This is a genomic window from Phyllobacterium lublinensis, from assembly GCF_020164435.1.
GTDB classification, from domain to species: domain Bacteria; phylum Pseudomonadota; class Alphaproteobacteria; order Rhizobiales; family Rhizobiaceae; genus Phyllobacterium; species Phyllobacterium lublinensis.
Genome location: NZ_JAIUDQ010000012.1, coordinates 1 through 14,503 on the forward strand (window position 1 = coordinate 1; position 14,503 = coordinate 14,503).

The 14,503-nt window shown below is 59.5% G+C and carries 15 protein-coding genes; 6 read left to right on the forward strand and 9 right to left on the reverse strand.

The window, feature by feature from the left end:
* Positions 1-40: 40 nt before the first annotated feature.
* Positions 41-646: a calcium-binding protein gene (locus K9U38_RS14930; RefSeq protein WP_224495143.1), complete on the reverse strand. Its 606-nt coding sequence runs from the start codon at positions 644-646 to the stop codon at positions 41-43.
* Between the two features lie 290 nt (positions 647-936).
* Positions 937-1,833 carry a LysR family transcriptional regulator gene (locus K9U38_RS14935; protein ID WP_224495272.1) on the reverse strand — a complete coding sequence of 299 codons (897 nt, stop codon included), beginning with the start codon at positions 1,831-1,833 and terminating at the stop codon, positions 937-939.
* Between the two features lie 99 nt (positions 1,834-1,932).
* On the opposite strand from K9U38_RS14935, the gene K9U38_RS14940 reads away from it, so the two are divergent.
* The 3 genes from K9U38_RS14940 (at position 1,933) to kdgD (ending at position 5,133) form a co-directional block, all read left to right on the forward strand.
* Positions 1,933-2,682, forward strand: a complete 750-nt coding sequence (locus K9U38_RS14940; protein ID WP_224495273.1) for a sulfite exporter TauE/SafE family protein — start codon at positions 1,933-1,935, stop codon at positions 2,680-2,682.
* A 312-nt stretch (positions 2,683-2,994) separates the two neighbouring features.
* Positions 2,995-4,143 carry a mandelate racemase family protein gene (locus K9U38_RS14945; protein WP_224495144.1) on the forward strand — a complete coding sequence of 383 codons (1,149 nt, stop codon included), beginning with the start codon at positions 2,995-2,997 and terminating at the stop codon, positions 4,141-4,143.
* A gap of 48 nt (positions 4,144-4,191) precedes the next feature.
* Positions 4,192-5,133: a 5-dehydro-4-deoxyglucarate dehydratase gene (gene kdgD / locus K9U38_RS14950; protein WP_224495145.1), complete on the forward strand. Its 942-nt coding sequence runs from the start codon at positions 4,192-4,194 to the stop codon at positions 5,131-5,133.
* Between the two features lie 20 nt (positions 5,134-5,153).
* Here the strand turns inward: kdgD and K9U38_RS14955 are convergent, their stop codons facing one another.
* The 7 genes from K9U38_RS14955 to K9U38_RS14985 form a co-directional block, all read right to left on the reverse strand.
* Positions 5,154-6,212, reverse strand: a complete 1,059-nt coding sequence (locus K9U38_RS14955; protein WP_224495146.1) for a dienelactone hydrolase family protein — start codon at positions 6,210-6,212, stop codon at positions 5,154-5,156.
* Positions 6,209-6,922, reverse strand: a complete 714-nt coding sequence (locus tag K9U38_RS14960) for a FadR/GntR family transcriptional regulator (protein WP_224495147.1) — start codon at positions 6,920-6,922, stop codon at positions 6,209-6,211. The genes K9U38_RS14955 and K9U38_RS14960 overlap by 4 nt, the downstream gene beginning before the upstream one ends.
* A gap of 66 nt (positions 6,923-6,988) precedes the next feature.
* Complete coding sequence (locus tag K9U38_RS14965) at positions 6,989-7,747, reverse strand: ABC transporter ATP-binding protein (RefSeq protein WP_224495148.1); 759 nt, start codon at positions 7,745-7,747, stop codon at positions 6,989-6,991.
* On the reverse strand, positions 7,744-8,604 hold the full coding sequence (locus K9U38_RS14970) for an ABC transporter ATP-binding protein (protein WP_224495149.1): 861 nt from the start codon (positions 8,602-8,604) through the stop codon (positions 7,744-7,746). Before K9U38_RS14970 ends, K9U38_RS14965 begins: the two co-directional genes overlap by 4 nt.
* Before the next feature lie 10 nt (positions 8,605-8,614).
* Positions 8,615-9,451 (reverse strand): ABC transporter permease, encoded by an 837-nt coding sequence (locus K9U38_RS14975; RefSeq protein WP_224495274.1) that lies wholly within the window; start codon positions 9,449-9,451, stop codon positions 8,615-8,617.
* A 68-nt stretch (positions 9,452-9,519) separates the two neighbouring features.
* Positions 9,520-10,536 (reverse strand): ABC transporter permease, encoded by a 1,017-nt coding sequence (locus K9U38_RS14980; RefSeq protein ID WP_224495150.1) that lies wholly within the window; start codon positions 10,534-10,536, stop codon positions 9,520-9,522.
* A 72-nt stretch (positions 10,537-10,608) separates the two neighbouring features.
* A complete protein-coding gene (locus K9U38_RS14985) occupies positions 10,609-12,213 on the reverse strand; it encodes an ABC transporter substrate-binding protein (RefSeq protein ID WP_224495151.1) in 1,605 nt (534 codons plus the stop codon).
* 324 nt (positions 12,214-12,537) lie between these two features.
* Between K9U38_RS14985 and kduI the strand changes: the two genes are divergently transcribed.
* Genes kduI through K9U38_RS15000 form a run of 3 tightly spaced genes read left to right on the forward strand, consistent with a single transcriptional unit; the run spans position 12,538 to position 14,491 of the window.
* A complete protein-coding gene (gene kduI, locus K9U38_RS14990) occupies positions 12,538-13,383 on the forward strand; it encodes a 5-dehydro-4-deoxy-D-glucuronate isomerase (RefSeq protein ID WP_224495152.1) in 846 nt (281 codons plus the stop codon).
* Positions 13,380-14,138: a 2-dehydro-3-deoxy-D-gluconate 5-dehydrogenase KduD gene (kduD, locus tag K9U38_RS14995; protein ID WP_224495153.1), complete on the forward strand. Its 759-nt coding sequence runs from the start codon at positions 13,380-13,382 to the stop codon at positions 14,136-14,138. The genes kduI and kduD overlap by 4 nt, the downstream gene beginning before the upstream one ends.
* A gap of 11 nt (positions 14,139-14,149) precedes the next feature.
* Positions 14,150-14,491, forward strand: coding sequence for a cupin domain-containing protein (locus K9U38_RS15000; protein WP_224495154.1), 342 nt, complete (start codon positions 14,150-14,152; stop codon positions 14,489-14,491).
* Positions 14,492-14,503 lie beyond the last annotated feature (12 nt).

A 14,503-nucleotide genomic window follows, 5' to 3' on the forward strand; every position in this document is an offset into this window, starting at 1 on the left:
GCTCTTCCGATCTCACGGCCGGGCACGCTGTCTTTTCGGATCAATGGACGCTGAAATAGCTGTCCGGATTGGCCTGGACATCTTCCGAACTGGTGTTCACCAGCGTAACTGAATCGCCATGGCCGAGGTCGACGACGACATTTTCGCCGACCTGCGTGACGCGGGAAGCCAGATCATCCGGCGACTGAATGTCCTGGCCATTGATGCCACTGGAGATCTGGAGGATGTCCTCACCGGGCGTAAAATCGAGCACGACATCATTGCCGCCCCCTCCTGCGAAGATGAACACGTCGTCACCTGCGCCGCCAGATAGCTCGTCTGCTCCTGCGCCGCCGATCAGGACGTCGTTACCGTCGCCCCCTGACAGAACGTCCTTCCCGGCCCCGCCAAGAAGCACATCCTCACCGCCATCGCCGCTCAGGACATCGGCGCCGTGATTGCCAAGGAGAGTATCGGCACCGTTGCCACCGGTGAGGGCATCATTGCCCTTGTCGCCGAACAACAGGTCATTGCCGTCATCACCGAATATCGAGTCGTCGCCCTGACCGCCAAAAACGATATCATCCCCGCCATTGGCATGGATGAAATCGTCAAAACGCGAGCCGAACAAAACGTCGTCGTAAGCGCCGCCTTCTAGAGTAGCCATCTGCTTCTCCTTCTGTCTGCTTTCGAGTTTGTATCTGCCGGAATGATCCGGCGATCGATGCCTTGCAGCTGCGCAACGCACATAGGCAAGGCGTCCGTATGTAAGTATATAAATGTGGCATCCAGCAATAACGTTTTATTAAATCGTGTATTGTGTTGGCTAAATTTAAGGAAGTGACAGTATTATTATATGTAACTGGACATGCATTAGCGCAAATCTGTTTTGGATTTCAAAATATAATTCACATTGATGACGTATTCTACGCCAAGTCGCCGAAAGATGCTCCCGGATCAAGGGGGTGTATTCTGCGATCCCGATGCAAGGTGGTGGAAGAGGCTTTGCGCGGGAGGAGTGAGGTCTGCTTCCGAGCGAACGCAGACCGATAGCCGGCGTGTGGCCCAAGCGTCAGCGAGCCGGACTGATGCAATCTTCGCGACCCGGCCGCAGCGCCGCGCAGCCGCTTCAGGCATGATGGCAATGCCGACGCCGTCAGCGGCCATCTGGCAGATGCCCTCGAAGGCGCTCATCCGCACGCGTGACTTGAGCCGCGCACCCAGTCTCGCGACTTGAGCATCGATGTGATCCTGCAATGCGCCTGTCGAGCTGATGAAGGGCTGATCCAGAATCTCCGCAAACAGGAGATTCTTCCTTGCGGTCAATTCGTGATCACGCGCGGCGACGAGGACCAATCGGTCGATGGCAAACGGGCGCAGTTGAAGGCCGGTTGTGTCGACGGCGTCCGACAGAATTCCGATTTCCACCAGTCCGGCGGAGATCGCCCGTGCAATCTCGCCGCTCTGCCGCTCCTTCAATTCCACATCGATCTGCGGGTGGGCTGCCATCCAGGGGGAAAGCCGTCCGGGAAGCAGTTCCGTCAGGCTCGCCGTGTTCGTTGCAAGCCGGATGATCGCCCTCAACCCGCTCGCGTGCAGGCCGAGCTCGCCGCGCATCTGTGCGATCTGGCGATGGATAATGCGGGCATGATGCGCCAATGCCTCGCCGGCCGCTGTGGGCACGACGCCGCGGCGGCCACGGTCAAGCAGACTTACCTTTCCGGCAGCTTCCATGTCACGCAGGCGCTCGCTGGCAGCCGGTAGCGAGAGCCCGACAGCGGCGGCTCCTTTCGTGATGCTGCCCGCATCCACGACGGCGAGAAACAGGCGAAGATCGGTCAGGTCAAAGCGCATGGGCCCGAGCATATCCGACTTCCAGCCTTCGGACCAGCCGAAGCCTGAATGCGGATCATCCGCATTGTGCAGGTCATGGATTGCGTTACACCGAACAGCATGATTGACGATCCGATACTCCTCATCCTTGCGGGAACGGCGACATTCCTTGCCGCCGGCGCTGTCAAGGGCGTAACCGGCATGGGTCTGCCGACCGTAGCCATGGGATTGCTCGGTGCTCTGATCTCGCCGCTGGCCGCGGCGGGCCTGCTGATCGTTCCTTCGCTGGTGACCAATGTCTGGCAGCTTTTCTCAGGCAGGCAACCCGGCGCGCTCATGCGCCGGCTCTGGCCGATGATGCTGGCCGTCATCGCGGGTACGATAGCCGCCTCGCCGCTCCTCGCCAGCGGCGACACTGCGCTGACAACATGCGCGCTCGGCGCTGTCCTTATTGCCTACGGAGCCCTTACGCTCGTCGCCCGCCAGATCAACGTGCCGGCGACGCTTGAGCCGTTTCTGTCGCCGGCCATCGGCGCCGCCACTGGTCTTGTCACCGGAGCAACCGGCGTCTTCGTCATACCGGCCGTGCCGTACCTGCAGGCGCTTGGCCTGGGAAAGGACGATCTCGTTCAGGCACTCGGCCTGTCGTTCACCGTCTCAACCGTCGCGCTTGCAGCCGGTCTGGCATGGCGGGGCGCGTTTGAGGTGGACAATTTGCTCATGTCAGCCTTTGCCGTTATCCCCGCGCTCGCGGGCATGCGGGCCGGGCAGGCCATCCGCAACCGCGTCAGTGCGGAAACGTTCCGGCGCTGCTTCCTGATCTGTCTTGTGCTGCTAGGCACAGAGATGCTCGCGCGACCATTCCTTTAAGGTACGGCAACCCCAAAGCGGGCGTCCCCGCTCGGAGAATATCATCATACAACTGCAGAACGGGGGATTACCGTTGCCGCGCCGAACCCGTAGAAAGCGGCGCCTGGCTTGTCGGAAAAATTCCAAGACGTGATATGATCCCCGTCGGTTATGAGCAAATCCCGCGACAGGCCAAAATGTGATGGTGAATTCACAAAACAGTTGTCAGTCATCATACAACATGGTAATGAAACCCCAGGTGAGCTGATCCGCCAGGCGATCTGACAGGATGGCCGGTGCAGCGAGTCAGGCAGAGCATTGGGAGACGAGATCTTGAAAATCATCGATATCAGCGTGCGTCGTTTCAAGCACACGACGTACAGACACGCGGACAGCGCCGGCCATGCCCATCCCGGTCCTGCGCACAAGGTCGAACTTGCCCTGTTCACGATCACGGCCGATGACGGCAGTGAGGGCCATTGCTTTTCGCCCGTCGAGATCGTCCGACCGCATGTCGTCGACAAATTCGTCAGGAAAGTTCTGATCGGACAGGATCCGTTCGACCGGGAACGCCTGTGGCAAGACCTGGCCCATTGGCAGCGCGGCAGTGCGGCGCAATTGACCGACCGGACCCTTGCGATCGTCGACTGTGCATTGTGGGATCTGGCCGGCCGGAAGCTCGGCATTCCGGTTCACAAACTCATCGGCAGCTATCGCGACAAGGTTCCGGCCTACGGTTCCATCATGTGCGGCGATGAACTCGAAGGCGGGTTGGCGACACCGGAGGATTACGGCCGCTTCGCCGAGAAGCTGGTAAAGCGCGGTTACAAGGGCATCAAGTTGCACACATGGATGCCGCCGGTGTCATGGGCACCCGATGTGAAGATGGACATCAAGGCCTGCGCGGCAGTGCGCGAGGCGGTGGGACCGGATATCCATCTGATGCTGGATGCCTTCCACTGGTATTCCCGGACCGAAGCGCTCGAACTCGGCCGCGGACTCGAAAAGCTCGGCTTTGCCTGGATTGAGGAGGCGATGGACGAACAGAGCTCTGCTTCCTATACCTGGCTGGCCGAAAATCTCGACATTCCTGTCCTTGGTCCGGAAAGCGCCGGTGGCAAGCACTACAACCGTGCAGAATGGATCACCTCCAAGGCCTGCGACATCCTGCGAACCGGCGTTCACGATGTCGGCGGTATCTCGCCTGCACTGAAAACGATGCACCTTGCCGAGTCGTTCGGGATGAATTGCGAGGTCCACGGCAATGGCGCGCCCAACCTGATCGTCACGGCGGTGTCGAAGAATGTGCGCTGGTACGAGCGCGGCCTTCTGCACCCCTTCCTCGAATATGATGACGGCTTTGAATATCTCAATGCGCTCGTCGACCCGATGGATGAGGACGGCTTTGTGCATCTGTCGGACAAGCCAGGGCTTGGCGAAGATATCAACTTCGATTTCATCAATGACAACCTCGTCGATTGACAACGTCTGGATGGCGTTGCGAACGCTCATCCGAGAAAAGGGAACACCATGAACTATAATTCAAAGAGCCGGCTGGCATATGATCCGATGGCGCTCAAATCCGTTCTGTCGTCCGGCTTGATGTCCTTTCCCCTGACCGACTTCGATGACCAGGGCGAATTCGACGCCGTGGGCTACCGGTCACGACTGGAATGGCTGATGCCCTATGGTGCGACGGTGCTGTTTGCGGCCGGAGGAACGGGCGAAGGGTTCTCCTTGACCCTGCCCGAGCACGCACAGGTCATCCGTGAGGCGGTCAACACCTGCGGCTCGCATACACCGATCATTGCCGGCGCGGGATACAGCACGAGGCTGGCGATCGAGATGGCGCGCAATGCGCAGGCGGCGGGAGCTGCCGGGATCCTGCTTCTCCCCCATTACCTGACCGAGACCAATCAGAAGGGCCTTGCTGCCCATATCGAAGCCGTTTGCAAGTCGGTCGATATCGGCGTCATCGTCTACAATCGCAATGTCTGCCGCTTGAGCGCCGATACGCTGGAACAGCTTGCGGACCGCAATCCCAATCTGATTGGCTTCAAGGATGGTGTTGGAGAAATCGAGGCCGTCACGGAAATCCGCAGCAGACTGGGCGATCGCCTCAGCTACCTCGGCGGCCTTCCCACCGCTGAAGTCTATGCGGAAGCCTATAACGCAGCGGGCTTCCCGGTCTATTCCTCGGCCGTTTTCAATTTCATTCCGAAGACCGCGATGGAGTTCTACGCCGCAGTCCGCAGCGGCGACCGCACCGTAACCGAGCGGCTCCTGAAGGAGTTCTTCCTTCCCTACATCGCGATCCGCAATCGCGCCGGCGGCTATGCCGTAAGCATTGTCAAAGCCGGGGCACGTGTTGTCGGAAAGTCTGCTGGGCCGGTCCGGGCACCACTGACGGACTGCACGGACCAGGACCACAAGGACTTGCAGGTCCTGATCGAAAGGCTCGGCGCGCAATAGCACAATAGGGTGCAGGCAATTCAGTGTTGGTCAGACAGCTGATCTAGCCATTGGATTGCCGCTTCCTGCTGCGCGACCGGAAACTCATGACCGGAAGGCCAGATCCGGGTTTCGAGCTCGCGGCAAGCATTGGCAGCGCTCCAACTCTCGGTCAGCTCGCTGAAAGCCCCCGCTACTGCCTCGCGGGGGAAGTGGGGGTCACGATCACCCGCGAAGAAGAGCCCGGGCCTCGGGGCGATGAGGGCGGCAATATCCGGATAGTCCAGCTTCCCGGCAAGCGGCGGGTGCAGCATGTAATAGGCGGATTGGCCGCGAAGCAGATTCGCCCCGGGTTCCATCAACCCGGTCAACCGGCCCATCCAGCACACCGCGACCGAAGCAGAAATCGATTCGGTCAGTGCGGCAACCTGCCAGGCGCGGTATCCACCGAACGAGAATCCCATGCTCGCCACGTATCGATCATCGACTTCCGGCAATGCGCGCAAGAAGAGGGCTGCCTCCAGATCCTCCGCCGCCACGACGGCCGCAAGCGAGGTGCCGAATTGCATCAGGTTGGCGGCGAGTGCCTGTTGCGCCTGATATCCATTGCCTTCGCGGCTGCCCCAGCCGAGAGCATCGGCGCACAGCACAATATAGCCGCGCTTGACCAGGACCTCGCCAAGGTAACGATTGCCGTAGCAGCGGTGGATCCATTCATTTGCCGAAAGTGCCTTGGTGTCATCCCATGGCCGAACGAGCTTTTCCTTGCCAATGTCGAAACGCGAACCATGGTCGTGGAGCAGCAGGATGGCGGGGCGCCTCGCCTTGCCCGCCGGCACCAGCAGGAAAGCTTCCGTCGTCTCGCCGCTACTGAAGGTTAGTTGCAGCAGCCGTGTCTCGTGGGTTTGGTGATCTCGCTGGTCGATGATCCGCGCCTGTGCTGCGCGGCTTACCCGAATGCCGAGTGCTTCCGTAATAAAACCCCGCGTCGCCTCCTGCCAGTCACCGAACAGCAGACCTGAAGACTTGAACGCCCTGGTAAACTGGACTGTCTGGCGCAGGCGCCGCGACAGACCGGACATATTGTCCGGGTCTATCATTGCCCATCGTCGATCGACTGCTGGAGGCGGTCGCGGCTGCCGCTCAAATGCATCCGCATCGTCGCCCGTGCACCGTCCGTATCGCTCCGGCGGATGGCCACGAGAATCTGTTTGTGTTCGGAATTCACACGCGCCAGATATTCTGAAAGCGTGGATTCGTCATAGCGGTGCGTCTGCAACCGAGCGCGCGGAATCAGGACTTCACCGAGGTAGTTGAAGATCTTCAGGAAGTGGTCGTTCTGGCTGGCGCGGGCGATTGCGCGATGGAAATTCAGGTCCGCCTCGATGCTGTCTGTTCCGGTCCCGATGGCAACGGCCATCGATTCGCATGCGCTTTCGATGGCGCGAATGTCGTCATCGCTGCGGCGTTGGGCGGCGAGCGCGGCAGCTTCGGATTCAACAGCAATGCGCAGTTCGAGGCCCTTGACGACCTCCTCGATGACCGAAAGATCTTCCTCGGCGATGCGGAATGCCGGCAGTGCGGTGTTATGGACCACGAAGGCCCCGATACCCTGCTGCGTCGATACCATGCCATTGGCGCGCAGATTGGCAATGGCTTCCCGGACAACGGTTCTGCTGACGCCGAATTCGTCGATCATTTCCTTTTCGGTCGGGAGCTTGGCACCCCGAGGGAATTCACCCGACTTGATGCGGTCAGCAACTTGCCGGACCAATTGTGAGGTCAGTGTTTCTCGCCTTTTCGTATTCATGCGTTCCTCATTGGAGAACCTGCCTGAGAGCCATCGGATGCAGCAACTCCTGCGGGGACTGCATCTTCATGCGACGTGATCGTACTCGATGCTCGAGTCGATCAGCTGGCGTGCGTAGGGATGCTTGGCGCCGCCCTTGCACAGCTCCGTACGGTTCATGATCTCAACGATGCTTCCGGATTGCATGACAGCGAGACGCTCGCACATGTAATCGATGACAGCGAGGTCATGCGACACGAACAGGTAGGTCAACTTTCGCGTCTGCCTGATTTCGTTGAGAAGGTTCAGCACTTCCGCCTGGACCGACACGTCGAGAGCGGATGTCGGCTCATCCAGCAGCAACACGCTTGGCTCCAGGATCAACGCCCTCGCGATCGCCACGCGCTGACGTTGTCCGCCCGAGAGTTCGTGCGGATAGCGCGAGAGGAAGGAGGGGTTCAGGCCAACATCGACGAGGGCCCTTTCCATTCGCTCTTGCTGCCGGTCCAGCCGGTGAATGCGCAGCGGCTCCTGCAGCGCGGTCTTGATGGATTGACGCGGGTGCAGCGATCCATAGGGGTCCTGGAACACCATCTGCACCAGGCGGCAGTATTCGGCGGCGGGGATCTGGTCGATCGGCCTGCCGGCGATCGAAATCTCACCGGTCCAGAACGTCAGAAGGCGCGCAAAGCAGCGCAGGATGGTGGATTTGCCCGAACCGGATTCGCCTACGAGCCCAAAGGATTCACCGGAGGCGACTGAAAAACTTACCTCGTTGAGGATCTTCTTCTGGGCCGCACCGACGCCGAGCGAGATGGTGAGCCCCTGGATGGTTACATCGCTCATAGGCTTGTCTCCACTACTGGTTTGGCTAGGCCGGGATCACGGCCGAGGACGGGAAGCGGTCCTCTGTTGCCCCCGATATGCGGCTGGGCAGCCAACAATCCTCGCGTGTACGGATGAGAAGCATGGGTCAGGTCACGTGCAGGGCAGGATTCCACGATCTCGCCCGATCGCATGATCAGCACCCTGTCGCAGAAGTTGCGAACGAGATTGAGGTCGTGGCTGATCATGATCAGGCCCATGCCCTTGCGCGTAACAAGCTCGTTGAGAATGTTCAGCACCTGCATGCGGACCGTCACGTCCAGCGCCGATGTCGGTTCGTCGGCAATGATGAGCTGGGGCTCGGGTATCAGCATCATCGCGATCATTATGCGCTGGCCCATGCCCCCGGATACTTCGTGCGGGTAAAGGTCATAGACCCGCTCTGGATCGCGTATATGCACAGCTTCCAGCATCTCCAGCGTTTTCTGGCGTGCCTGCTGGCTGGAAGCGCGTGTATGCACGCGGTAGGCTTCCGATATCTGGCGTCCGACCCGGTGCACGGGGTTGAGCGAGAATTTGGGGTCCTGGAGGATCATGGAAATACGGCGGCCCCGGATGGTCAGCATTTCCCTTTCGCCAGCCTTGAGCAGGTCGGTATCCTGAAACTGAAGCCGGTCTGCACTGATGCGTGCGGTGGGAAGCAGCTTCAGCAGGGCCCGGCCTATCGTCGATTTGCCGGAGCCCGATTCACCCACGATGCCGAGGCGCTCGCGGCCAAGCGTGAAGGATACACCCCGCACAGCATCGGAATAGATCTTGTCCTTGCGGTAGCTGACGCGGAGGTTGGAAACGTCCAGCAGAGTGTCATGGTCATTCATGGGTCTCTCCTCAACGCTGTTTTGGATCGAGGGCATCGCGCAGACCGTCCCCGAGAAGGTTGAAAGCCAGGCTTACGAGCAGGATGGCGGCGCCCGGAAAAGCCACCAGCCACCAGCTGTCGAGCATGTAGCGGCGACCGGTCGCGATCATGGCACCCCATTCCGGCAGGGGCGGCTGCGCACCCAGGCCGAGAAAGCCCAGACCTGCTGCGGTCAGGATGACCGTCGCCATACTCAGCGTGATCCGCACCAGCACCGAGGGAAGGCACATCGGCATGATGGACTTGACGATGATGCGGAGCGATGAGGCGCCCTGCATGCGCGACGCCGAAATGTAGTCTGCGGAACGGAAGGTCAGTGTTTCGGCCCGGGCAAGGCGGGCGATCGGCGGCCATGAGGTCAATGCGATCGCGATGATCGCGTTTTCAAGTCCTGCACCCAGCGCTGCAACGAATGCCAGCGACAGGATCAGGCCCGGGAAAGACAGAAAGATATCGGTGATCCGCATCATGACCGTATCGCACCAGCCGCCGAAATATCCGGCGGTCGTGCCGACGAGAAGGCCAACCGGCCCGACCACGATCGAAACGAGGGCGATGATCGACAGTGTTATCCGGGTTCCATAGACGATGCGGCTGAAGATATCGCGGCCAAGCTCGTCCGTGCCGAACCAGTTGGCGGCATCCGGGGCACGGAGTGCGTTCGGCAGGTCCACAAGGTTGGGGTCATGCGTGGCGATCCATGGCGCTAGGATGGCGCAGAGCACGAGGATGACGACCACCACGAGGCCAAAGCACGATGACGGGTCGGCGGAAAGCCGTTTGAGAACGGCGCCCAATCCTTTCATCGGTCCGGCGAAGAATTGGGAGACACGTGCTTGCGGCATGGTTTCGGTACCGTACAGGCTCTTGATTGTCATCGCGTCCTCGGATCAAAAATCTTGTAAAGGACATCGGAAAGCAGGTTCAGGAAGATGAAAATGATTCCGACAAGGAGCACGCAGGTCATGACGGCATTCATGTCGCCGACCAGCATGTTGTTCGTCATGTACTGTCCAAATCCGGGCCAGGAGAAAACCGTCTCGATCAGCACGGCACCTTCCAGCAGGCTGCCATAGGCGAGCGCCACGATGGTCACGAGTTGGACCCGGATATTGGCGAAGGCGTGATGCCAGACCGTGCGGCTGTTAGAGAGCCCCTTGACGCGCGCCGTGACCACATATTCCTGGTTCAACTGGTCAAGCATGAAGCTGCGCGTCATGCGGGTGATATAGGCCATCGAAGAATAGCCGAGAATGCTGGCCGGCAGAACGAGGTGGTTGAGGGCGTCACGGAACACTTCCCAGTCACCCGCCATGGCGGCGTCGATGAGAAGAAAGCCGGTGGTTTCGGGAACAAGTCCGATATTGTAATCCGACATGCGCCCGCCACCGCCAACGAGGCCGAGCGCGGCATAGAAGACGATAAGGCCGATCATGCCGATCCAGAAGATGGGCATGGAATGACCAAGCAGGGTGACCACGCGGATAACATGGTCGATCACGGTGTTGCGGCGGACTGCGGCCAGGATGCCAAGCGGAATGCCAAGTCCAGCGCCGCAAATGATGGCAAATGTCGCAAGCTCGATCGTCGCCGGCATCACATGGGCAATATCGCTTATGACCGACTGTCCTGTGCGGATCGAGACGCCGAAGTTTCCGGTCAATATATCGCCGAGATAGCGCAGGAACTGTTCGTAGATCGGCCTGTCCATGCCGAGCCGTTCTGCGACCATATTGTAGGTGGCAGGATCTGCCTCCTCACCGATGATGGCGCGGACCGGATCGACCGGCATCAGCCGTCCTATGCAGAATGTGAGAACCAGAAGACCGAACAGCGTCACCAATATCGTGGCGGCTTGCCTTGCTCCTGCATATAAACGTTCGTGCGTCATTGGAACATCTCTTGCGGTTGCCTTGTTGCCGCCGCCACATCATATCCATGCGGCAGCGGCGGGTCAGGAGGTTCAGCGCGCCTTGGACACTGCACTCAGATCCGTCGACCAGGATGGATTGAGCGCCAGTCCCTTGATGTCCGCGCGGGTAGCCACGGAATCCACGACCTCGGAGAAGGGCTGGATCGATGGTACCATATCCGCATAATAGGTCTGGATCTCGCCATACTGGGTTGCCTGGCGCTTGGCATCGGACTCGACCAGGGCGTCGTCAATCATCTTGTTGAGCTTTTCATCGAAGAACGATGTTCTCCAGCCTTGGAAGTTGGTGAGCTTCGCGTCATCCGCATTGTTGGGATTGTAGGCAATGGCGCGCAGGTTGGAGTCCGGGTGAGGCAATTGCCCGCCGCCGCCACGGCCAACGATGAGTTCGAACTTCCGCTCGCGCATCGCGCCGTAGATCTGGTCACCCGAGCCGGTGATGACTTCAGCCTTGATGCCGCCCTGGGCAAGACTCGCCTGGATCGCCGTGGCAAGGTTGAGGAACGGAGCATCCGACAGGGCACGCAAGGTGGTCGAGAAACCATCCGGGTAGCCGGCTTCGGCGAGCAGTGCCTTGGCCTTCGCCACGTCCAGCTTGTAGCCGGCATCCGGCAAGGCGCCTGGCAGTCCGCTTTGGATAGGCCGGTCGTGCGGTTTGCCGAAGAATGGAAGCACGGTCCCGTTCAGGCCTTCATAGTCGATGAGATAACGCAGTGCCTCGCGCACCTTCGGCTTGTTGAATTTTTCGTCCTTCATCGACACGGCGAGGTAGTAGAAACCGCTGCCGCCGATTGTCTGGACCACAACGTCCTTGTTGGCCTGCAAGGCGGTCAAGTCGGCTGCGGACATTGAAAAGGCTATGTCGATGTCACCCTTTTCGAGCATGAGCCGCTGGCTCTGCGATTCAGGCAGGTGCCGCATGATGATGCGGCGCATGGCCGGCTCCTTGCCCCAGTGATTGTCGTTGCGGCTGAGCAGGACGCGTTCATTGGATTTCCACTCCTGCAGTACAAACGGGCCGGAGCCGGCGGAATGGGTGGTAAGCCAGGCACCGCCCATGTCGCCATTGGCTTCATTGGCCATGACGGTCTTGCTGTCGAGGATGGAGCCAGGCCCGACGATACCGAGGGTCAGGACAATGATCTGCGGATCGACGCGCTTGGGAAGGGTTACGACAACGGTCGAGGCGTCGGGAGCGGTGAAGCTGGCATCGGCATTGGCCGCGGAAAAGCCATGCGTTTTCAGGAAGGATGCCTGCGCCAGATTGAGTTTCAGGAGGCGCTTGAATGACCAGACTACGTCTTCCGAGGTCACTGGATTTCCGGAAGCGAACTTTGCGCCCGGACGCAGCTTGAACACGATCTTTGTATTATCCTCGCTGACTGTCCAGCTCTCTGCGAGCTGCGGATTGGCCTGCGAACGGTTCACCGGGTCGAGCGACACCAGGCCTTCATAGATATTGGCCAGGACCTGAACGGTCTCCTTGCCGGTGATGGCGGCCGGGTCGAGCGTCAGGATGTTCGACATCGAGAAACCGACGACAAGCTGGTTCGGCGGCGTCTCGGCAAACGATGTACTTGCAAATGGAAGGGTACTAAGCATTACGGCCGCTACGGCCTTTGCGAAAACATTCATAAGTAAGCTCCTCCTCGCGGACAATGGCTATTGGCGCGTCGTGAATGATTCAAAAGTTGCCTCCTGCAACTTGATTTCAAACATATGACATCTTACAACTTGTGTCAAACAGGTTAATGGCTTATGCTGAAATGAGAGGGCAATGGGCCGGAGCCGTCAGATATTATTCAAATGTATCAAATGCTTAATAAAAGCGTTGCGGCGGTGTCGAGTACCAGCTTATTAGTATACAAGGGTAGCAACGATCATTGCAGACGGGTTAAGAAGGTCGCATTTGTGGCCAAACATGGACGGGGTAGTATGACCTCTTGGAAAGGAAGATAGATGACTGGAACACATTTTACCTCGCGCTTTGCCATATCGCCTGCCGAGGCGGCGACATTCGGCACGAAGGATCTGCGCGCCAACTTTCTCGTGACGGGCCTGTTTGCCGCCGATCAGATCAACCTGACCTACTCGCACTATGACCGGATGATCATCGGTGGCGCCAGCCCGGTATCGGCCGAGCTGACGCTGGAGAGCATCAAGCCGACGGGGACACCGAATTTCCTCGATCGCCGCGAGCTCATCGCGGTCAATATCGGACAGGACGGCATGGTCAGCGTCGACGGCCAGCGCTTCGAACTCGGCCACCGTGACATGATCTATATCGGCATGGGGGCAAAGGATGTGCGTTTCGCATCGGCCTCGAAGCAGGAAGCGGCCAGCTTCTACCTGATCAGCGCGCCCGCGCATCAGAGCCATCCGACGAAATACATCAACATCAGTGACGCCAAGCGGATCGATCTCGGCTCGCAGGCGACCAGTAACGAGCGTTCGATTTTCCAGTTTGTGCATCCCGAAGGCGTCAAGACCTGCCAGCTTGTCGTCGGCATGACCACGCTGGCGCAGGGCTCGGTCTGGAACACCATGCCGGCCCATGTGCATGACCGCAGGTCGGAGGCATATCTTTACTTCAACCTGGCGGAAAATGCGCGCGTGGTGCATCTCATGGGTGAACCGGACGAGACCCGCCACCTTATTGTTGCCGACAGGCAGGCCGTTCTTTCGCCTGGCTGGTCGATCCATTCGGGATCGGGAACCTCGAACTACACCTTCATTTGGGCGATGGCCGGCGACAATGTCGACTATACGGATGTCGATCCCGTTGCGATCGGAGATCTGGCATGACCAACCCGTTCAGCCTCAAAGGCAAGCGCATCGTCGTGACCGGTGCCAACACCGGCATCGGCCAGGGTATCGCGGTGTCGATTGCCCGGGCGGGTGGCAGCGTCGTTGGGATCGGGCGATCGGAGATGACCGAAACAGCCCGGATCATCGAAGCGGATGGCGGTGCATTCACCGGCGTCCATGGCGATCTCGGGGATGTGCAGAAGGCTGTCGCGGTCATCGGCGACATATGGGACGGGATTGGCCCCGTTGATGGTCTCGTCAACAATGCCGGGATCATACGGCGCGCTGACGCGCTGGATTTCAGCGTTGAAGACTGGGACGAAGTCATGGATGTCAATTTGCGGTCAGTCTTTTTCATGGCCCAGGCCTTCGCCAGGAAACTGGTTGCCGAGGAAAGGCCGGGCAAGATCGTCAACATCGCATCAATGCTGAGCTTCCAGGGCGGCATTAGGGTGGCATCCTACACCGCATCGAAATCCGGCCTTGTCGGCATCACGCGCCTGCTCGCATGCGAATGGGCGCAGAAATCGATCAACGTCAATGCGATCGCGCCGGGTTATATCGTCAGCAACAATACGGAGGCCCTGCGCAACGATCCCGATCGCAACAGCGCCATCCTTTCCCGGATCCCGGCAGGACGATGGGGCGAGCCGCAGGATATCGGCGACGCGGCCGTGTTCCTGCTCGCCCCAGCCTCCAATTACATGCATGGCGCAGTCATTCCCGTCGATGGCGGCTGGCTGGCAAGATAGAAGGAAAAACCATGTCGGACGTAAAACTTTTCGCCCAGGCCGATGAAATTGCCTGGACCACTCTGGACAATGGCAATCGCCGCCGCGTCGTCGTCTATACCGATGAACTGATGCAGGTGGAGTTCGATTTCGATGAGGGTGGCGTGGGTGCGCTCCATTCGCACCCCCACGTCCAGGCGAGCTACGTTGCCGAAGGTCGCTTCGAGGTGACCATTGAAGGCAAGTCGGCCATCATCGGCAAGGGCGGCAGCTTCATCGTACCATCGGGTGCCGTGCATGGCGTCAAGGCGCTCGAGAAAGGCCGCCTGATCGACACCTTCACGCCGCATCGTGCCGATTTCGTTGCGGGGTGAGGGGCAACTAGA

Bases quoted from the DNA above. Each gene is read 5' to 3' on its own strand.
- K9U38_RS14930 (WP_224495143.1), bottom strand. From the start codon at position 646: ATGGCTACTCTAGAAGGCGGCGCTTACGACGACGTTTTGTTCGGCTCG.
- K9U38_RS14935 (WP_224495272.1), bottom strand. From the start codon at position 1,833: ATGCGCTTTGACCTGACCGATCTTCGCCTGTTTCTCGCCGTCGTGGAT.
- K9U38_RS14940 (WP_224495273.1), top strand. From the start codon at position 1,933: ATGATTGACGATCCGATACTCCTCATCCTTGCGGGAACGGCGACATTC.
- kdgD (WP_224495145.1), top strand. From the start codon at position 4,192: ATGAACTATAATTCAAAGAGCCGGCTGGCATATGATCCGATGGCGCTC.
- K9U38_RS14955 (WP_224495146.1), bottom strand. From the start codon at position 6,212: ATGATAGACCCGGACAATATGTCCGGTCTGTCGCGGCGCCTGCGCCAG.
- K9U38_RS14960 (WP_224495147.1), bottom strand. From the start codon at position 6,922: ATGAATACGAAAAGGCGAGAAACACTGACCTCACAATTGGTCCGGCAA.
- K9U38_RS14965 (WP_224495148.1), bottom strand. From the start codon at position 7,747: ATGAGCGATGTAACCATCCAGGGGCTCACCATCTCGCTCGGCGTCGGT.
- K9U38_RS14970 (WP_224495149.1), bottom strand. From the start codon at position 8,604: ATGAATGACCATGACACTCTGCTGGACGTTTCCAACCTCCGCGTCAGC.
- K9U38_RS14975 (WP_224495274.1), bottom strand. From the start codon at position 9,451: ATGAAAGGATTGGGCGCCGTTCTCAAACGGCTTTCCGCCGACCCGTCA.
- K9U38_RS14980 (WP_224495150.1), bottom strand. From the start codon at position 10,536: ATGACGCACGAACGTTTATATGCAGGAGCAAGGCAAGCCGCCACGATA.
- K9U38_RS14985 (WP_224495151.1), bottom strand. From the start codon at position 12,213: ATGAATGTTTTCGCAAAGGCCGTAGCGGCCGTAATGCTTAGTACCCTT.
- kduI (WP_224495152.1), top strand. From the start codon at position 12,538: ATGACTGGAACACATTTTACCTCGCGCTTTGCCATATCGCCTGCCGAG.
- kduD (WP_224495153.1), top strand. From the start codon at position 13,380: ATGACCAACCCGTTCAGCCTCAAAGGCAAGCGCATCGTCGTGACCGGT.
- K9U38_RS15000 (WP_224495154.1), top strand. From the start codon at position 14,150: ATGTCGGACGTAAAACTTTTCGCCCAGGCCGATGAAATTGCCTGGACC.